Below are 19,802 nucleotides of genomic sequence, written 5' to 3'. Positions count from 1 at the left end.
ATCTTGAAGTGGGATTCGACGACGGGGTGGTGTTCCGACTGCCAGCCGAATACCTGCGCGTAAATTCGCCAAGTGCGGAGGTCCAGGGGCATGGGCCTGGTCAGAAGGTGCTGGTAGCTGGAAAGATCGACGTCAACATCGACGAGATTGCACCGGTCGGCAACTACGCCGTGCTGCTCAAGTTCAGTGACGGGCACCAGACTGGCATCTTCGCCTGGGATACCTTGTACACATTGGGTCAGGATCACGCAAAAAACTGGGCTGAATACCTCGCTGCGCTCGACGCCGCCGGGAAGGGGCGGGCTGGATAGGCGAAGGCAGGGAATGGGACTGTGAAGACAGGATGTCAAAATGAACAGCGAAGCTGGCCCCAAGGGCGAGCCGCAGGAAGCGGCGAGTCAATGGAGAGCTGAGAATGGCTCGAGAGACCAGTTGCACATCCCGAGACCACGCTTTTCCCTTTCCCTTTCCCCATTCCCCATTCTCCATTCCCCCTGAGCTACCAGCCGCCGCCTCCTCCTCCACCGCCTCCACCACCCGACGAACCTCCACCACCGCTGCCAGATGACGAACCCGGTGCGGTTGATGAAGAGCTGACTGCGCTGCTCAACGACGAACCCAGCGAACTGCCGAAGCTGCCTGCGTCGAAACCACGTGCTGCATCGTTGGACGCGTACCAGGCCATGCCGGCTGCTGCAGTGGCAAATGCGGCGGGGCCGATCGCGGTTGCCAGCTGGTCACCCCAGGTCTTTTCAACATCGAGCGCGAGCGCGTACGGCAGAAGGCGCTGGTACTCGTCGGCATTCATCGGTGGCGCCTTGGCGCGCGCTAGATCATCGCGTTCGGCCACTCCGAGGTAGAGGCGCAAGCCTTCAATGCGGTCGAGCAACTTGCGCCCTGCCGGGGTGGGCGCGCGCATCCAGTAGGCGAACGGTACTTGCACCGCCGAGATCAGGGCGATCAGCAGCGCGAACAGCACGCTGGTCTGGCTGGAGAGAAACCAGATCGCCCCCAGCGTGATCGCCAGCGCGAACAACAGGCCGACTACGCTCAGGCCGCTGAATTTTTGCCCATCGTTGTGCGACTTGATCCAGCCATGAAGCACGTTGGCAAGAATCGAAGCCACGACGAACGTGCACACCGTGGCGACGATCGTCAGTGGGCTTGCCTTGAGGTTGTCGATCATGAACGCCGCCACGACAGTAGCAATGCTGATCAGGCCACCGAGGCAACCGATGCCGTCGTTGCGGCGGAAGTTCGGCTTGGCATGCATCTCCTTGAGCTGGCTTTCATGTGCCCTGCGGGCAGGTCCGACGATGTCGTGGTTTTCCTGCTTGAATTCGATCGATGTTCGATCGGCGAGCAACCCGTCGTAAAGCACCTTTGTCGAATCCGAGAGCTGCGCGCCGCTTGCGCCTGCTGCACTGCGTTCCACCACGTACTTCGAATACTTGTCCTTGCTGATCCTGACAGCACCCAGCACGCCAAGCTGGACGATGTCGGCGGCGAAGCAGCGGTCGTCATAGCCCATGTTGCGGATGTAGCGCATCGCAGAGGGTGAGAGTCTGGCCGGCGGATCGTATTCGGGGATGACGACGCCACCCCGGGGATCACGGCCGACTCGCCACCATTGCAGGCTCAGGAATCCGGTCAGCACCAGCAAGCCCAGGGCGAGCACCGCTTCACGACGATTGTCGGCAGCGAACCAGGCCAATTTTTCCTCAAGGTCCGGAACGGCAACAATGCCTTTCGGAAATCCGACGACCACCGTCAATCCATTCTGTGGCTGCAAGGGCTGCGTCGTCTCTATAAGCGAACGGCCCTGTACATCGACCCTGGTCATGTAGTCCTGTGCCCTGGAATCTTTCGGCCCGGTGTAGCCCTCGATGCTGATGCGGTCACGATCAACAGGCTCGGGCAGGCTGATGCTTGCACTTGCCTTGTCGATCACGAACTCCCAATCGAGGCCGGTCACGTTCCAGTACAGCTCGTCGTGATTTTCGAAATAGCCTAGTTGGCGTGCGGTCTTGTAGGTGAATGCGTAGGTGAATTCCCCGCTGCCAAGACGGACGTCGGCATCGCCAAAATAGACTCGTACGCCGTTCGACAGTGCTTCTGCATGCCAGGGCTCGGGTTGGCCATCTCGGGTGACACCGAGTGGCTCGAACACGATGTGGACGCGGTTGCCGCTGGCATCCTGGTAGCGCGTCGGGAAGTCGCGATAGATGCCCCGTCGGATGCGATTGCCTTCGGCGCGTACCCGAATCGTTTCGGTGACGTGCATCGACGCATCGTGGGCAATTTCGATTTCGCTGTGGAACTCGAGAATGCGCTCGTCAGCGCGCGCCCCCAGGCTGACAAGCACGACAAGCAACCCCAAAGCCGCTCGAATCATCATGGACTCCCGTTTGACCAAGAACCTCTATGGACTCCCCACGTTCAAGCGTGGGCCCAGGGGCCAGAATCCATAGGGTGGGTAAAATTCATGCCACCGGGAGGATTCAGTTGCGCGCCGCGGGCAGTGCCGAACTTGCAACGATCTTTTCCGGATCAAGCTGCTGGTCAAGCCAGTTGGTAATGAGATTGAACACGTGCTGTTTCATCGCATTGGAGGAAAGACCGTGCTTGCCGCCCGGATAGGTCATCAAGTCAAACTGTACCCCGCGCTTCTGCAGTTCCGACATCAGTTGGGTGGAGTTGGAGAACAGCACGTTGTCATCGGCCATGCCGTGGATCAGGAGCAGGGGTGCGCTCAAGCCATCCAGCCACGCGAACGGCGCGCTTCGGATATATCCGGCTGCATTGTCTTGCGGTGTGGAAAGATAGCGTTCGGTGTAGTGCGTGTCATACAGGGTCCAGTCCGTGACCGGCGCAACAGCAACACCTGCGGCAATATCGCTGGATGCCTTGGCCAGCAACATTGTGGTCATGTACCCGCCGTAGCTCCAGCCGAAGGTGCCGATGCGGTCGCCGTCGACCCAGGGCTGCTGCTTCAACCAGTGGATGCCAACCAACTGGTCCAGTACCTCGGCGTTGCCCAGCTGGAGGTGGATGACATCGGAGAACGCGCGCCCGCGTCGGGCTGTACCTCGATTGTCGAGCGTGAACACCACATAGCCCCGTTGCGCCATGGACTGCAGGTAGTGTGTGGTCTGATCCGGCCATGCGCGCGTGACCTTTTGCACGCCAGGGCCGCCATAGAAATAGTTCAGGACCGGATATCGCCTGTTCGGATCAAAGCCGGCGGGCTTGAACAGTCGGTAGTGCAGAATCTGGCCGTCGTCTGCCGTCAACGTCCCGAATTCGGGTTCAATCAAGCTTCCTGCGTAGGCTGCATAGGGATGATCTGCATCGAGCGGATTCTGTTCGATCCAGGCGATGAACTCGCCATCCGGCTTGCGCACGCTGACTCGCGGAGGCGTCTTCGGATCGCTGAATGTGTCGAGATAGAAGTCTGCGTCAATGGAGAATTTCGCCTTGTGCGTTCCATTGCGCTTGCTGATGCGACGCGGCTCATCGGCCTGGCTGCCATCCAGCTCGAGTGCGTAGATCTGTGTATCCGGAATAAAGTTGCGATTGGATTCAACGTAGACCCGGCCAAGCGTCTCGTCGACACCAAGCACTTCGTCAATGTTCCATTCGCCTGCACTGATCGCGTTGATCAGGTTGCCACTGATTCCGTACAGATAGAGGTGTTGATAGCCGGTGCGCTCGCTCGCCCAGATGAAGCGTTTGCCATCCCCGAGAAAGCGCAAGCTGTCGTTGAGGTTGATCCACGTTTCGCTGGTTTCTGAAAGTATGTTTTCTTGTTCCAGTGTCTGCGCGTCGACGATGTGCAGTTCGAGACGCTTCTGGTTTCTCGACTGGACCTGGAAGCTGAGCTTCTTGCCATCCGGCAACCAGTTGACTCTGACCAGGTAGATATCGGGATCCAGACCAAGGTCGAGCCAGCGCGTCTCGCCACCCGTTGCGGCGACAAGCCCCAGCTTTACTGCAACATTGGGTGTGCCGGTTGCCGGGTAGCGTTGTTCGATGGTCTCGGTGCGATCTGCATAGACTTCGGTACGCTTTACTATGTCGACCCCTGATTCGTCGTAACGCTCGAAGGCGATCATCGAATCGTCCGGAGCCCACCAGTAGCCGTCGCCACGGCCCATTTCTTCCTGTGCAACGAATTCCGCCTCACCATTGTGCACGGTAGCTTCGCCATCCTCGGTGAGTTGCCTGAGATCGTTGCTGGCAAGATCGATGACCCAGAGATTCTGTTCGCGCACGAATGAGACATAGCCTCCCTTGGGCGAAACCTTCGGATCGACGAAGTCGCCACCTGTGGGCAGTTCGCGGGCAGCTTCCGCGATCGGAGCGTTCAGAGAATACAGATACAGTTTTCCTCCAAGCGGGAACAGCAGGGCCTGACCGTTGGGAGACCATGAATAGCTGACTATGCCGCTCAGGCTGCCCATGCGAGCGCGCTCGCGACGCGCCTTTTCCGCATCGCTGAGCTCGTTTCCGGAATCCAGAGTGTCGGCATCGACCAGCAAGCGCGTTGCCTTGTCCTTGATGTTGTACTCCCAGAGATCGAGTCGGTTCTGGTCGTCGGTCTTCGGACGCAGAAACGTCACCCTCTGGCCGTCCGGCGAAATCCCGAGTTCGCGCGGAACCGGTCCGTCCAGCGAACCGCCCGAGAAGATGCTCTCGATGGTCAGGGTTTCAGCCAGGCAACAGGTGGGCAAAAGCATCATGGCAAACAACAACACTCGCATTGTGGATCTCCAATTGAGCGAGTGATTATCCCGCTGCAACTCTCCGATTGATACCGCCATACCGATTTCGCTTTTTGTTCACCATTCGAATCGAATGATGTCGCGGCCATTTTTGACGGGGTTTCCGGGCCGATACGTCGCGGACTTGTGCCCATCGAGGTGGGGCAATGGGGGGTACGGATCCGGCTTGCCGGACGAATGCTCCGGCGTGTAGATGCACGCTGGCTTTGTTGATTAAATGTGGATATCACCACTTGATGGTTTCTTCGACACGAAGACGTGTGGCGCGGATTTCGCTGTGGTTGCCGCAAGCTCGGCCTGGAGGGTTGCGGGGGTATTCCGTTGATCGTGTCGAATCAGGCGTGGCGATCTGAGCAAAGGCTTTGCTTGCGCCCGTTCACTTGCCGATGCAGAAGTCGGAAAAGATGCGACCGAGAAGGTCCTCGTTGTTGAACTCGCCTGTGATTGTGTCGAGTTCATGCTGCACCTGGCGCAGTTCTTCGGCAGCCAGTTCTCCGGCACGCTGATGTTCGAGTGCATGCGTGGCCGCGTCGAGATGATCGCTGGCTGTCTCCAGGGCAGCAACGTGGCGTGCGCGGGCACTGAAGGCACCTTCGCTGGTTTCACTGTGGCCAGCTGCCGTTTTCAGTTCTGCAACCAGGAGGTCGAGTCCCTCACCCTGGCGGGCGGAGAGCCAGACATGGGCGAGTCCGGCCTCGGTGTTGCGGCGGGGCTGTGCGCTATCGAGATCGATCTTGTTATGGACAACCACGCGTCCGACAGTTTCGGGCACTGATGTGAGCAGTTGTAGATCTGCATCAACGTTGAGGTCGTCCGTGACAAGAATGGCGAAGTCCGCCTTGTCGAGTTCAGCTCTGGCACGACGGATGCCTTCAAGCTCGACTGGGTCGGTTGATTCACGCAGACCCGCAGTGTCGACAAGTGTCAGGCCGATGCCGTCGAGATCGATCGTCTCGCGCAACACGTCGCGCGTCGTACCCGCGATCTCGGTGACGATGGCGCGATCACTGGCCGCCAGTGCATTGAGCAGACTGGATTTGCCGGCGTTGGGACGTCCGATGATGACGGCGTGCAAACCTTCGGCGAGGCGCACACCCCGTCGGGTTGCAGCCAACAGCCTGTCCATGGTGGCTCGCAGGTCAGCGAAGTCCGAAATGAGACTGGGCGTTGCGAGGAAGTCTATCTCTTCTTCCGGGAAGTCGATGGCGGCCTCTATCCAGATGCGAAGGCGTATGACGGCTTCGGTAATTGCAGCGACCTGGGTGGAGAACTCGCCTTCAAGACTGCGCGTCGCTGCACGCGCGGCGGCCTCAGAGTTGCTCGCTATCAGATCCGCGATCGCTTCCGCTTGCGAGAGATCGAGTTTTCCGTTGAGAAAGGCGCGTTCGGAGAATTCTCCGGGTCGTGCCGGATGTGCACCGAGTTCAAGCATGCGCGCAAGCAGTGTTCGCAGCATGACCGGACTGCCATGCATCTGCAATTCGAGAACATCTTCGCCCGTAAAGGAATGCGGTGCCGGAAAGTACAGCATCAAGCCGCGATCCAGTACTGCATCGGCGGCGTCGCGGACAACACAGGGATGGGCATGCCGTGGTCTTGGTGCTCGACCCAGGAACATCCTTGCAAAGTCTGCTGCGTCGGATCCGGACAGGCGGATCACACCGATGCCGCCAGCACCTGTTGCGCTGGCGATGGCGGCTATCGTCCGACCCTGGATGCTCATGCTTTCGCGGCCTGTTCATGAATCCGCGCCATGATCGCGCAGGACTCCATTTTTTCACCGCCTTTCACGATGGCGGTGATTGCAGGTGCAATCACCGAGTGCGTCGAACGTCGTGCGGCTTCATGGACCAAGTGAATAAACGCACCGTTCATGGATAGTCCGGACTCGCGTCCTGCACTCCGGCGGCGAACCGGAGTTCCGTCTATTTTGTCGTGGCGGGAACCGTGGTCTTGCTACCCGCTTCGATGCGTCGGGTGATGATCCATTGCTGGAGCAAGCCGAGCGCGCCGTTAACGGTCCAGTACAAGACCAGGCCGGCCGGGAAGAATGCGAACAGCACGGAGAAAATGACCGGCATGAACTTCATCATCTTCGCCTGCATCGGATCCATGCCGGTCATCGGTGTCAGCCATTGGGTGGCCAGCATCGTTGCGGCGTTGAGCACGGGCAGTACGTAGTACGGATCTGGAGCGGTCAGATTGTGAATCCACAGAATGAAGGGTGCCTGGCGCAACTCGACGCTTTCGAGAAGTACCCAGTACAGACCGAGGAAGACCGGAATCTGCACCAGCATCGGAAGGCAGCCACCCAACGGGTTTATTTTTTCTTTCTTGTAAAGCTCCAGCATCGCCTGATTCATCTTGGCGCGGTCATCACCGTAGCGTTCCTTCAGGGCGGCGACGCGCGGCTGCATCTTGCGCATCTTTGCCATGGATCGGTATTGCGCTTCGGAGAGCTTGAAAAACACGGCCTTGATCAGGATAACCAGCAGGATGATTGCGAAACCCCAGTTGCCGGTCAGCTTGTGGAACTGCGCGAGCAGCCAATGCAGCGGTTCGGAAATGACGGTGAAGATGCCGTAGTCGGCTGTCTTGGCCAAGCCGGGTGCGAGATCATCCAGGGTGCTCTGCAGTTTCGGGCCAACGTACAAGCGCGCCGTGAATGCATTCGTGCTGCCCGGCGCGATTTCGAGCGCAGGCGAGGCGCTTCGTACGAGATAGCGGGTCTGTCCGCCAACCTCGACTTCGCCACTGGTGAATTGGTCTGCTTCCTCGGCCGGCGGGATCCAGGCTGCGAAAAAGTAGTGCTGCAAGAGAGCAATCCAGCCACCACTGACGGTGCGCTTGAGTGGCTCTGACTTGAAATCATCGAACGGAAGCTTCTGGAATTTTTCTTCCTGGCTGTACCAGGCGGCGCCCATGAAGCTGTATCGCGATGTATTCGTATAACCCTTGATGCCCGAACTATCGAGAATCAACGGGACGCGCTGCAATTGCCGATAGGCATTGCCGGTCCACTTCGTGACGCTCTGGTTGTCTACCTGCTGGCGCTGCTCGATGACGTAACTGCCACGCTCGAAGACAAAGACCTTGCTGACGCGCACGCCAGACGGATCGGACCAGGTGAGCGGTACCTCGACCCTGTCCTGACCGTCTGCGAGCACGTAGTCATGACTGGCGACTTCGAACGGGGCCTGGTGATTCGGTGCAGGGCTGTCGGTACTGACCAGACCACTCTGGGCGACGAAATAGCGCGACGGATCATGGTCGAACAGACGCACGCGCTCCGGCTCATTGGGTTGCTCGGGATAGGCCAGCAGGTCTGCGCTGATGACATTGCCGCCACGTGGGTCGATCTGCACGCGCAGCAGATCGGTGGTGACCGTGACCGGCTGCATCTGGGTGCCCGGTTCAGTGGTTTCGCCAGGGACATCGGTCCTGATCGGCGCTGGCACGCTGCCAGCTTGCGGTATGTCGGCGCTGCTCGCTGTCGGAATGCTTGAGTCCCCGTTGGCCGCCTGCGGCGCGACCTCTTCAACGGAGACGGCCAGTTCCGGGTTGTAGTCGAGCTGCCACTGCGAATAGATCAGGTAGCTCAGGGCAAACAGGGCGACCAGCAGAAAGGTGCGGGGATTGTTCATGGCGGCTTCGGGTTCTTCGACGAGCTCGCCTGACTTCGGCGAATGAAAAGGAATGTGGCGGTCGAATCTGGCCAGACAGGTGACAAACGTGTCGGGTGCCTCGACGCAATCAGCCGCGCATTGTGCCGGTGCCAGCCGCAGCCTTCAATGTCAGCAGTTTATTCCAGAGCAGCGTCAGGTCGTCGCGCAGCTCCGCATTTGGCGTTTTCACCGCACTGGACCTTGCGATCAGCAGGATATCCACGCTGGGTAGCCCGGTACGTACGTGGCGATAGCTTTCGCGGACAAGACGCTTGATGCGGTTACGATCGACCGCGCGCTTCGAGACACGACGAGACACGGCCTGGCCCATGCGGCAGGTCGGTTGGTCGGTGCTGGAGAACTCGGCTAGGAAGTGGCGGACGCTAATGCGTCTGGACTTGCCTTTCAGCGCGGCGAAGTCGCCTGGCTTGAGCAGTCGCGCGGTGCGCGGGAGGCTGTACAGCCCCATGGCACCGCCGAGCAGATTGTCAGACAGCGAGACGCTTGCGGCCCTTGGCGCGGCGTGCGTTGATCACGGCACGACCACCACGGGTCTTCATGCGAGCACGGAATCCATGGGTGCGAGCGCGCTTGAGGTTGCTCGGCTGGTAGGTTCGTTTGGTGGCCATGATGCGGCGCCAGGCTTGGAGAAAAGGGCGCGAATGATAGGGGCCAGAAGACGCTGGCGTCAAGCAGCGCGGGTAAACCGGCTGCCGCGGTGATCCGCGGGGTTACCCCTTTCATCCACGTACCCACGATTCATCCGGGTTAGACTGCGCTGTTCGCGTCGGGCCATGCCTTTGCGCGTGGGTTCGGCATCCAGCAGAGAACGAGGAATCATGAGCGAGCTTTGGCGGCGCTGCATCGAGCGTCTGGAAACGGAATTTGGCGCCGAAGATGTGCAGACATACCTGAAACCCCTTCAGGCCAGTGAGAGCGAGCAGGGTTTGAAGCTGCTTTCGCCGAATGACTACACCCTTGAGATGGTACGCGAGCGCTTTTACGCGCGGATCCGCGCTGTGATCGAGTACCAGAATGGTTCACCGGTCCCTATCGTGCTGGCCGTGGGCACCCTGGGCGGTCGCAAGAACACCGAACAACGATCCGGCGGTCAGCCCAAGGCGGCGGCGCAGCCTGCGGCGGCCCACAACCTGGATCCGAACTACACCTTCGAGACCTTTGTTGAGGGCAAGACCAACGAGCTTGGCAAGGCTGCCGCCATCCAGGTGGCGACCAACCCCGGGCGCGCTTTCAATCCATTGCTGCTGTACGGGGGAACCGGGTTGGGCAAGACCCACCTTATGCATGCCGCCGGTAACCTGATGCGTCAGAACAACGCCTCCTGCAAGGTTCTTTACCTGCGGTCCGAGCAATTCGTAGGCAGCATGATCGACGCGCTACGCACCAAGAACATGGACGAGTTCAAACGCAAATTTCGTAGCGTGGATGCTCTTCTGATCGACGACATCCAGTTTTTCGCGGGCAAGAACACGACTCAGGAAGAGTTTTTCCATACCTTCAACGCCTTGTTCGATGGCAAGCAACAGATCATCCTGACCTGTGACCGTTTTCCCAAGGAAGTCGAGAACCTCGAGCCGCGCCTGAAGTCGCGCCTGGGCTGGGGCCTCTCGGTCGCCATCGAACCACCAGATTTCGAAACGCGTGCGGCGATCCTGCTGAGCAAGGCAGCGAGCAAGGGCGTCGACCTTCCGGAAGATGTCGCCTTCCTTATTGCCAAGCGGATGCGCTCGAACGTGCGTGATCTCGAAGGGGCGCTGAATACGCTGATTGCACGATCCAATTTCGGCGGCAGGAAGGTCGATGTGGCGTTTGCGCAGGAAACGCTGCGTGATCTGCTCACCGTGCACGCCCAAGCCATCTCGATCAGCAATATCCAGAAGGTGGTCGCCGAGTATTTCCAGTTGCGCATGGCTGACCTGCTGTCCAAGCGCCGTAGCCGCTCGGTAGCCAGGCCGCGACAGATGGCCATGGCATTGGCCAAGGAACTGACCGAACACAGCCTTCCGGAAATTGGCGATGCTTTTGGTGGCCGTGACCATACGACGGTGCTGCATGCGTGTCGCACGATCAAGAATTTGCGCGAGACCGACGGAAAGCTCAATCAGGACTGGGACAAGCTGGTGCGTACGTTAACCGGTTGATGGCTTGTGGATAAGCGGTGGACAGCTGATCAGGTTAGAATTATCCACAGATCATGCACATGGGGCGAAGCCGCTTCTCCACGGCGACATTCCGTTGTAAAAGATTGATATATAAGGTTTTATTGCTGAAATCAGGCTTATCCACACGGCCTGCTACCACTACAATTCTTGAATAACCCAAAGCCAGTAACAGGAAGGGACCCAATCATGCGCTTCATTCTTCCTCGCGAAGCCTTGCTGAAACCGCTGCAACAGGTCGTTGGTGTTGTTGAACGTCGGCAGACCTTGCCCGTGTTGTCGAACCTGCTGGTCAACGTCGGAGCGGACGGTGTCTCGTTCACCGGCACGGATCTCGAGGTGGAGATGATTGCCCGCACGTCGGCCGATGATCTGGTTGAAGGTGAAGTGACAATCCCCGCCCGAAAGTTGTTCGATATTTGCCGAGCGCTGCCTGATGGCGCCAAGGTCAAGGTCGAGCAGAATGGTGAGCGAGTTTCGGTAAGCGCAGGTCGCAGTCGGTTTACCCTGGCGACATTGCCTGCTTCAGAGTTTCCGGTTGTGGACAACATCGAGGTCGTCGAGCGGGTCACCTTGCCCGAGGCCACGCTCAAGGACCTGATCGGACGAACCGCGTTTGCGATGGCTCATCAGGATGTCCGTTATTACCTGAACGGGTTGCTTCTCGATGTTCGTGACGAGTCCCTGCGCTGTGTCGCGACGGACGGGCATCGTCTGGCTCTGGCTGAGACGAAGCTTGATTCCAAGATTTCGGCGCGGCGCCAGATCATCATTCCACGCAAGGGCGTTCTCGAGCTTCAGGGTTTGTTCGAATCCGGCGACGGAGATGTCGAGCTGGAGTTGGGCAAGAACCACATGCGTCTGCGGCGGGGTGGTGTGACTTTCACTTCGAAGCTGATCGACGGGCGATTCCCCGACTATGAAGCGGTGATCCCGATTGGTGCTGACAAGGATGTGCGGGTCGGTCGTGAAGAACTTCGTTTCGCCCTTCAGCGTGCCGCGATTCTTTCCAATGAGAAGTACCGCGGGGTCAAGCTTGAAGTCAGTCCGAACAAGATGCGCATCGTCGCTCACAATCCGGAGCAGGAAGAGGCTGTTGAAGAGCTCGAGGTGCAAACCAGTGTTTCCGATCTCAGTGTTGGTTTCAACGTCAATTATCTGATGGATGCGCTGGCTGCCTTGAGTGGTGAGGAAATCATCCTGAGCCTGCGTGATGCCCAATCGAGCTGCCTGCTTCGCAAGGTCGATTCGGATGACACCCGGCATGTGGTCATGCCGTTGCGGCTCTGATTCATTCCCGTATTGGTCCACCCTGAACCCGCGTGTCGATGGATGCGCGGGTTTTTTCATTCCAGAGCATGGTTTCCTGATGTACCTGAGTGAACTCCGCATCCAGGATTTGCGTTCCGTCTCAGAGTCGGTCTTGAGCCTGTCTTCGGGCTGGAATGCGTTTGTCGGGCCCAACGGTGCTGGCAAGACCAGTGTGCTTGAGGCCGTCTTCCTGCTTTCGCACGGTCGATCATTCCGGCGGGGTACGCGGGATACGCTGAGTTCGATCGGCAGTTCGGGATTTTCGGTGTTCGGACGGTTGCGCTGCGCGGGCGGCCAGGAACGCCGCCTGGGTCTTTCGCGGGTGGGCGGCAAGCTCGAGTCGCGAGTGGATGGTGAAGCGGGCGGCATCGCTTCCCTGGTAGAGAGTTGCGCGGTGGTGTGCTTCGAGCCGGGTTCGCATGAGTTGATCAATGGCGCTGCAGAAGAGCGCCGGCGCTATCTCGACTGGGGAGTGTTCCACGTGGAACATGGATTTCTCGAGCAGTGGAGGCGTTATCAAAGGGCGCTTCGTCAGCGCAACAGTGCCTTGAGAAGCGGTGCAACGGATGATTCCCTGAAGCCGTGGGAAATCGAGATGGCAGATACCGGGAGCAGCTTGACCCGGATGCGCCAACTGTATTTCGATCGATTGCGGCCGATTCTGCAGGAAGTGCTGTCCGAGTTTCTCGGAGAATTGGGATGTCCCGCCCTGGTATTTGATCGGGGTTGGAAGGATGGGCTCGATCTGGCAACCGCCTGGAGCGAGTCGAGGCAGCGCGACAGGGATCGGGGCCATACGGGCAGGGGCCCGCATCGCGCAGACTGGTCGATCGGTTTTGAGGCTGCCCCCAGAAGGGAGCATCTCTCCCGCGGGCAGGAGAAGCTGTGCGCGCTGGCACTGGTGCTGGCTCAGGCGCGCCTTTTTGCCGACTTGAAGGGCGAGTGGCCGGTTGTTTGCCTTGATGACCTGGGATCGGAACTCGACCAGGCCCATCAGTTGCGTGTGATCGATTTGGTCAACGCCAGTGGTGCCCAGGTTCTCCTGACCGGAACCGACTTGCCGCCGGGGATGCAGTCCCTGGCTGGCGCTTGCACGGTGTTCCACGTGGAACAAGGTCGAATCGACGTCTGACTGCTATAATCAAGGACTTGTCTACCGGCGCTACGCAACCTGCGTGGCGGTCGCAGCTGAACACCGCGGAGTCCCATGAGCGAGCAATACGATTCAAGCAGGATCAAGGTTCTGAAAGGCCTTGAAGCCGTACGCAAACGCCCCGGCATGTATATCGGTGACACGGATGACGGCTCCGGCCTGCATCATATGGTGTTTGAAGTTGTCGATAACTCCATCGATGAAGCTCTGGCCGGTCACGCGAACAAAGTCTCCGTGACCATCCATGCTGACGGCTCCGTCAGCGTCGTCGACAATGGCCGCGGAATCCCGGTTGGGATGCACGAGGAAGGCCGCTCTTCTGCTGAAGTGGTCATGACGGTGCTGCACGCTGGCGGCAAGTTCGACGACAACAGCTACAAGGTTTCGGGTGGATTGCACGGTGTGGGTGTCTCGGTGGTCAACGCCTTGTCCGAGCATCTCTGGCTGACGATCTATCGGGAAGGGCACGAGCATCACCAGGAATACCGTCTTGGCGAGCCGCAGTACCCGCTCAAGGTGGTCGGACCATCGACACGACTGGGCACCACGGTGCGCTTCCTGCCAAGCAAGGAGATTTTCTCCGACGTCGAGTTTCACTACGACGTGCTGGCCAAGCGGCTGCGTGAACTGTCCTTCCTCAACTCCGGCGTGCGCATTGAGCTCAGTGACGAGCGCACCGAGCGCGCTGACGTCTTCGAATACGCCGGCGGCATCCGCTCGTTCGTCGAGCATCTGGCTCATCTGAAGACCCCGCTGCACCCGAATGTCATCTATTTTTCGCTGCAAAACGATGCGATCACCGTTGAAGCAGCGATGCAATGGACTGATTCCTATCAGGAAACCTGCTTTCCCTACACCAACAACATCCCCCAGAAGGATGGCGGTACCCATCTGGCTGGCCTGCGCGCCGGCCTGACGCGCACCCTGACCAGCTATATCGACAAGGCTGGCATCCAGAAGACCGCCAAGGTGGGCTTTTCGGGTGACGACATGCGCGAAGGCCTGATCGTGGTGCTGTCGGTCAAGATGCCGGACCCGAAATTCTCCTCGCAGACCAAGGACAAGCTTGTCTCGAGCGAAATCAAGGGAATTGTCGAGCAGGCCGTCAACCAGAAGCTGGAAGAATTTCTGCTCGAGAATCCGAACGAGGCTCGTGCCATCGCGGCCAAGGTCGTCGATGCGGCGCGAGCCCGCGAAGCGGCCCGCAAGGCCCGCGAAATGACCCGGCGCAAGGGTGCGCTCGACATTGCCGGACTGCCGGGCAAGCTGGCCGATTGCCAGGAGAAGGATCCGGCGCTGAGCGAACTGTTTATCGTCGAGGGTGATTCAGCTGGCGGCTCGGCCAAGCAGGGCCGCAATCGCAAGACCCAGGCAATCCTTCCGCTGAAGGGCAAGATCCTCAACGTCGAGCGTGCACGCTTCGACCGCATGCTCGGTTCCGCCGAGATCGGCACCCTGATCACGGCGCTGGGCACCGGCATCGGCAAGGATGAGTACAACATCGACAAGCTGCGCTATCACCGCATCATCATCATGACCGATGCCGATGTCGACGGATCGCACATTCGGACGCTGCTGTTGACCTTCTTTTACAGGCAGATGCCGGAGCTGATCGAACGCGGCCACATCTATATTGGCCAGCCACCGCTGTACAAACTCAAGCAGGGCAAGCAAGAGCTCTATTTGAAGGACGATGCGGCTCTGAACAGCTACCTGATCGCCAACGCTGTCGACAATGCCGAACTCAGCTACAGTCCGGACGCGCCCGCCCTGAGCGGCGCCGGACTCGAGAAGCTCCTGATCGACTACCAGACGGCGCTGGACCAGATCGATCGCTTGGGCGCACGTCATGATGGAGCCCTGTTGAGGGCATTCATGAATGCACCGCCACCGCCGGCTGACTCCTGGCAGGACGAAACGCAGACCGGTGCATGGCTGTCGCAGCTTGCCGGATTGATGAATCGGTCAGGCTCGGGCCGCCCGCGCTATGCGTTCTCGATACGGGCCGCCACTGATGAACATCCGGCGGCGCTGGTTATTGATCGCGAGCAGCACGGCAGCAAGACGACCCAGATCCTGCCCTCCAACTTCTTCATTGGCGGGGAGTTTCGACCCATCGGAGAAGCGGCTCGCCAGATCTCCGGCCTGATCCAGCCGGGCGCACGTGTCAGTCGAGCCAGCAAGTCATTGCTGCTGACCGATGGCGTGGCAGAAGCACAAGCCTGGTTGATGGACGAGGCCAAACGGGGTCGCACGATCCAGCGCTTCAAGGGACTTGGTGAAATGAACCCGGAGCAATTGTGGGAAACCACGGTCAATCCGGAAACCCGACGCCTGCTTCAGGTCAGCATCGAGGACGCCGTGGCTGCCGATGAGATTTTCTCCACCTTGATGGGCGACGTGGTCGAACCGCGGCGTGAGTTCATCGAACAGAACGCGCTGCGGGTCAGCAATCTCGATATCTGAACGAGGCCGGCCAGCCACGCTCACTGGCGCGAAACAATAACCACACGTAAACAAGTAAACAAAGAAATCAAGGCCGACTTGCGCTGGTCAACCCCGCAAGTCGGTCTGATGCGTTGAAGCGTTGCACGAACAAGCTACTGAAGAAAATTTACCAGTTCAAGCCTGTACAGCCAGTGCCAGCGGAGGTACGCTCGGACCAAGCGGAAAGATTCGTTGCGGGGGTCATCAGCGCCCCGAAACAAACAGTCGAGGAGAGATCATGAAGCTAGCCAGGTTCGCACACATAGCGCTCTGCGCGACCGTGCTGCTGTTTTCAAGCACGGCGGTCCTTGCCGCAAAGGACAAGGAGTCTGCGTACCCGAACGCGACGCGCAAGGATCCCAAGGTCAACATGAGCTCGCGTGAGCAAAGTGCGCTGAACAAGGCCACCGACTACGTCAACGATGGCGAGGATGCCAAGGCAATACCGGAGATCGAGAAAGTGCTCGGGGGCAAGAAAGTGAGCTCCTATGCAGAAGCATTCGCTCAACAACTGCTGGGGCGTATCTACTGGGATCAGGACAAGGAAGCCGAAGCCATGGCTGCGACGAGCAAGGCCGTCGAACTGGACGCCCTTCCGAACGACGCGCACTTCGCCCTGATGTATCAGCTCGCGCAGATGCAGGTGCAATCCGAGCAATACGAGGCGGCCCTGGCCACACTCGACACCTACAAGGCTGCAACCGGGGCAGAAGACGCGGATCAAATCGCGCTGCTCGGAAATATCTACTATCGGCTCGACAAGTTTCAGGAAGCCGCCGATACCATGAAGCGGGCCATCGCCAGCAGCAATGAACCCAAGGAAAGCTGGAATCAGATCCTGATGGCGAGTCTGGCGGAGCTGGATCAGTATGGTGAAGCCGCTGAAGTGCTCAAGGCGCAGCTCGCAAAAACACCCAACGACGTCAGGCTGATCAAGCAGCTCGCTACAATCTATGTCAACGACGACAAGTATCCGGAAGCCATTGCCTTGCTCAGCAGGGCCAAGGACCAGGGCCTGATCACGAGCTCGGAAGACTATGTGCAGCTCGCCAAACTGTATGCCAACGCCGACAAGCCGAATGAAGCAGCGAGCACGCTCAAGGAAGGGATCACCAAGGGCGTGGTAAAGCCCAGCTACGACGTCAACAAGCTGCTTGGAGATGTCTGCAGCCAGGCCGAAGACGATCCTTGTGCGATCGAAGCCTACACGCTCGCCTCCGCACAATCGGAAGACGGTAATGTCGACTACCAGTTGGGCTTCATGCTGTATTACGCCGAACGTGGAGCCGAAGCCAAGGTGGCGCTTGATCGCGCCATCAAGAAGGGCGGACTGCGTCAGGAAGGCGAGGCCTACATCCTGCTTGGCGACATCGAGAGCTATGCGAATAACGATGCGGCCGCGATGACCGCATGGCGCAAGGCAGCCACATTTCCGAGCACCAAGGTCATGGCCGATCAGCGCATCAAGGCCACGCAGACCGGCGTCAAGTTGAAGCGCAAGTGAGCCGCATGACTGCGCTATCGTCAGGACATGTCCAGGAGATGGCCTCTGGCCCAACAACAACGACGCTTGGCTCTTGTCGGATAGCACGCGGGTGTTGTAACGTGCTGGGCTCTGCTTTGCGGGATTGGCATCAGTCATGTCCGCGGGGAATCCGACGGATCGCACGTAAGAACAACAACAACTGTTTGGTCAACACCGATGGCTGACGTCTACCAACCCGAAAAAGAAACCTTTAGCTGGCTACGCGTCGCAGCACTCGCGGGCGCGTTTACCGTGCACGTGTTTGCGCTTGCTCTGCTTGCAACTCCGGCTTCGCCGCCGGCGCAAGCCGAGAAGAAAATAGACAGCAAGGTGACGGTCGAGTTCATCGAACCGCCGCCGCCGCCGCCGCCGCCGCCACCACCCCCGCCGGAGCCGCCCAAGAAGCCGCCACCGAAGGTGATCGAAAAGATCAAGCCGCCGCCGACTCCACCACCGGAGCCGCCGCCGCCCGTGATCGTCGAAGAAGCTTCGCCGATGGCCGTTCCTGCGCCACCCCCGGCACCGCCAGCACCACCGGCGCCACCCGTGGATATCGCACCGAGCGAAAATATCAGTTACCGTAGGCTTCGACCGCCAAAGTATCCGCCGCAAGCGGTACGTCAGCGCATGGAAGGCAAGGTCGTTCTGAAAGTATTGGTTGGCCTAGATGGCAAGCCGGAAGAGATCACAGTAGAAAGTACGAGTGGATATCGAGTACTCGACCAGGCAGCAATTGCGGCAGTGAAGACATGGGTCTTCAATGCCGGCCAAAAAGGCGGTTCCGCAAGTCGCGGTTACGCTTTGGTACCCATCGAGTTCAACCTCAACCAGTAGTAATCATCTAAGGTAGTGCCATGCAGCAAGATGCTTCGTCGACCTCGCCTGCGGATCAGTCAGGTGCCATGCCCCCACCCCTTCCAGGTGGCGGGAACAATGCCCAAGCCATGTCGCAGATGGGCTTTGATCATCTTATCCACACCTTGGATCCGGTCGGGTGGGTAGTCCTGATCACCCTGGTGACCATGTCGGTATTGTCGATCTACTTCATCATTTCGAACCTGATTCGAAACACGATGGTCCGATCGCGCATGGAACGAGTGATCCATACGTTCTGGGAAACACCCTCGGCGCAGGAGGCGATCCGCTTCCTCGAAGAACAGCCGAAGTCGGAACCGTTCTCCAAGATCGCCCTGGAAGCAGCGACCGCCGCGCAGCACCACACGCGCCATGAAGGCAGCCGCCTGGTCGAGGCACTCAATCGATCAGAGTTCATCGATCGCGCACTTCGCCAGGGTGTAGCCCGCGAGAGCATGCGACTTGAAGGCGGCCTGACGGTTCTTGCAACGGTCGGATCGACTGCGCCATTCGTCGGCCTGCTCGGTACGGTCTGGGGCATTTACCACGCCCTGATCAAGATCGCGTCGACCGGTTCTGCCTCGATGGAAGCCGTAGCCGGCCCCGTCGGTGAGGCGCTGATCATGACCGCCATCGGTCTGTTCGTCGCAATCCCGGCCGTGCTTGCCTACAACTTCTACGTTCGCAGCAACCGCCTTATCTACGCGCGCTTCGACGAATTTGCACACGACCTGCATGACTTCTTCGCAATCGGTTCACGCGTAGAGGGTGGTGCAGCTGCTCCGGCGCCCGCAGCCGCGAGGAAGTAAGCCATGGCATTCTCATCCAATTCGGGCAGTGGTCCGATGGCGGAAATCAACGTTACGCCCCTCGTGGACGTGATGTTGGTTCTCCTGATCATCTTCATGATCACGGCGCCGCTGATGACCCACAAGATCCGTATCGATTTGCCACAGGCAAATCCCAATACGGTGGAAACCAACCCGCCGGAGCCCATCGATCTTGCGGTTAAGGAAACCGGTGACCTGTACTGGAATGACGAACTGATTACCGAAGCCATGCTTTCGGCCCAGCTTCGCGTTGCGGCCCAGAAAAACCCGCAGCCCGAGTTGCAGATTCGAGCCGAGAAGACCACTCAGTACCAGCTGATTGCCACGGTCATGGCCAACGCCAAGAGCGCCGGCATGGTCAAGATAGGATTCATAACGGCTCAGGCCGGTCAATAGCTGACTGCATTCGGCAAAGCAACAAGAACGAAGGCGTCGCACTAGCGGCGCCTTTTTTCGTTTGGCTATCAACACGATTGAACCAGTAGTACGCTGCAGCTGACGCCTCGGTTTGTTGGCCCACTCCAGAACAGGCTGGCCAGGGAATGAAAGGGGCGTGATGGGCCATTCCCGTCAGGTTAGCCATCGGAGGTGCACCATGCTGTATGTCCGCAAGCGTTCTACCAGCCCGGCCATGGCCGAAATCAACATCACTCCGCTGATCGATATACTCCTGACCGTGATGATCATATTCCTGATCAGTGCGCCCATGGTTACCGGGAAACTCACTCTCCCCCTGGCCAGTGGCGACAGTACCCCTCGAGTCGATCCGCTTGTTCTCACCGTGGCAATACGCGATAGCGGAGACATCACGCTTGAAGGCCAGTCGACCAATCGGCGCGCACTTGGCCAGAGCCTTCGCGCCGCTGTACTTGCCGGCACACCCCTGCAACTGGATATACGTCCGGAAGCTCATTCGTCGTATGACAACCTGGCCCAGGTCCTGACCATCGCGCAGAACAGCGAAGTCACCAATCTCCGGGTCATGGCCGCACCCGTCGAATAGCCCCATCAG

At 59.1% G+C, this 19,802-nt stretch carries 17 protein-coding genes; 10 read left to right on the top strand and 7 right to left on the bottom strand.

What is annotated here, in order from left to right:
• Positions 1–311, top strand: a 311-nt coding sequence (locus WBP53_RS12875) for a gamma-butyrobetaine hydroxylase-like domain-containing protein (protein ID WP_423929540.1), incomplete at its 5' end; no start/stop codon positions are given.
• Between the two features lie 188 nt (positions 312–499).
• Here WBP53_RS12875 and WBP53_RS12870 read toward each other — a convergent pair.
• From WBP53_RS12870 to rpmH, 7 genes are all read right to left on the bottom strand, one after another.
• Entirely contained in the window at positions 500–2,395 is a 1,896-nt protein-coding gene (locus WBP53_RS12870; RefSeq protein ID WP_423929538.1) for a DUF2207 domain-containing protein, read from the bottom strand.
• A gap of 106 nt (positions 2,396–2,501) precedes the next feature.
• Positions 2,502–4,763, bottom strand: coding sequence for a S9 family peptidase (locus WBP53_RS12865; RefSeq protein WP_423929537.1), 2,262 nt, complete (start codon positions 4,761–4,763; stop codon positions 2,502–2,504).
• A gap of 397 nt (positions 4,764–5,160) precedes the next feature.
• Positions 5,161–6,507 carry a tRNA uridine-5-carboxymethylaminomethyl(34) synthesis GTPase MnmE gene (mnmE, locus tag WBP53_RS12860; protein WP_423929535.1) on the bottom strand — a complete coding sequence of 449 codons (1,347 nt, stop codon included), beginning with the start codon at positions 6,505–6,507 and terminating at the stop codon, positions 5,161–5,163.
• On the bottom strand, positions 6,504–6,659 hold the full coding sequence (locus WBP53_RS12855) for a hypothetical protein (protein WP_423929533.1): 156 nt from the start codon (positions 6,657–6,659) through the stop codon (positions 6,504–6,506). Before WBP53_RS12855 ends, mnmE begins: the two co-directional genes overlap by 4 nt.
• A gap of 50 nt (positions 6,660–6,709) precedes the next feature.
• Positions 6,710–8,428, bottom strand: a complete 1,719-nt coding sequence (gene yidC / locus WBP53_RS12850; protein WP_423929531.1) for a membrane protein insertase YidC — start codon at positions 8,426–8,428, stop codon at positions 6,710–6,712.
• A gap of 109 nt (positions 8,429–8,537) precedes the next feature.
• Positions 8,538–8,918: a ribonuclease P protein component gene (gene rnpA, locus WBP53_RS12845; protein ID WP_423929530.1), complete on the bottom strand. Its 381-nt coding sequence runs from the start codon at positions 8,916–8,918 to the stop codon at positions 8,538–8,540.
• A gap of 19 nt (positions 8,919–8,937) precedes the next feature.
• Positions 8,938–9,078, bottom strand: a complete 141-nt coding sequence (gene rpmH / locus WBP53_RS12840) for a 50S ribosomal protein L34 (RefSeq protein WP_092408490.1) — start codon at positions 9,076–9,078, stop codon at positions 8,938–8,940.
• Positions 9,079–9,288: 210 nt separating this feature from the next.
• Between rpmH and dnaA the strand changes: the two genes are divergently transcribed.
• The 9 genes from dnaA to WBP53_RS12795 all read left to right on the top strand — a co-directional run bounded on the left by dnaA (position 9,289) and on the right by WBP53_RS12795 (position 19,793).
• On the top strand, positions 9,289–10,611 hold the full coding sequence (dnaA, locus tag WBP53_RS12835; RefSeq protein WP_423929527.1) for a chromosomal replication initiator protein DnaA: 1,323 nt from the start codon (positions 9,289–9,291) through the stop codon (positions 10,609–10,611).
• A gap of 207 nt (positions 10,612–10,818) precedes the next feature.
• Positions 10,819–11,919, top strand: a complete 1,101-nt coding sequence (gene dnaN, locus WBP53_RS12830) for a DNA polymerase III subunit beta (protein ID WP_423929525.1) — start codon at positions 10,819–10,821, stop codon at positions 11,917–11,919.
• Positions 11,920–11,998: 79 nt separating this feature from the next.
• On the top strand, positions 11,999–13,072 hold the full coding sequence (gene recF / locus WBP53_RS12825; protein ID WP_423929523.1) for a DNA replication/repair protein RecF: 1,074 nt from the start codon (positions 11,999–12,001) through the stop codon (positions 13,070–13,072).
• 75 nt (positions 13,073–13,147) lie between these two features.
• Positions 13,148–15,559, top strand: a complete 2,412-nt coding sequence (gyrB, locus tag WBP53_RS12820; protein WP_423929521.1) for a DNA topoisomerase (ATP-hydrolyzing) subunit B — start codon at positions 13,148–13,150, stop codon at positions 15,557–15,559.
• 259 nt (positions 15,560–15,818) lie between these two features.
• Complete coding sequence (locus tag WBP53_RS12815; RefSeq protein WP_423929519.1) at positions 15,819–17,084, top strand: tetratricopeptide repeat protein; 1,266 nt, start codon at positions 15,819–15,821, stop codon at positions 17,082–17,084.
• Positions 17,085–17,282: 198 nt separating this feature from the next.
• Positions 17,283–17,939 (top strand): energy transducer TonB, encoded by a 657-nt coding sequence (locus WBP53_RS12810; protein WP_423929517.1) that lies wholly within the window; start codon positions 17,283–17,285, stop codon positions 17,937–17,939.
• 68 nt (positions 17,940–18,007) lie between these two features.
• Complete coding sequence (locus WBP53_RS12805; protein ID WP_423929542.1) at positions 18,008–18,769, top strand: MotA/TolQ/ExbB proton channel family protein; 762 nt, start codon at positions 18,008–18,010, stop codon at positions 18,767–18,769.
• A 3-nt stretch (positions 18,770–18,772) separates the two neighbouring features.
• Complete coding sequence (locus WBP53_RS12800) at positions 18,773–19,186, top strand: ExbD/TolR family protein (protein WP_423929515.1); 414 nt, start codon at positions 18,773–18,775, stop codon at positions 19,184–19,186.
• A 199-nt stretch (positions 19,187–19,385) separates the two neighbouring features.
• Positions 19,386–19,793 (top strand): ExbD/TolR family protein, encoded by a 408-nt coding sequence (locus WBP53_RS12795; protein ID WP_423929513.1) that lies wholly within the window; start codon positions 19,386–19,388, stop codon positions 19,791–19,793.
• Positions 19,794–19,802: the final 9 nt, after the last annotated feature.

The organism is Dokdonella sp. (assembly GCF_049593775.1).
In the GTDB taxonomy this organism is placed as follows: domain Bacteria; phylum Pseudomonadota; class Gammaproteobacteria; order Xanthomonadales; family Rhodanobacteraceae; genus Dokdonella.
This window is presented reverse-complemented; position numbering and strand designations above follow the sequence as displayed.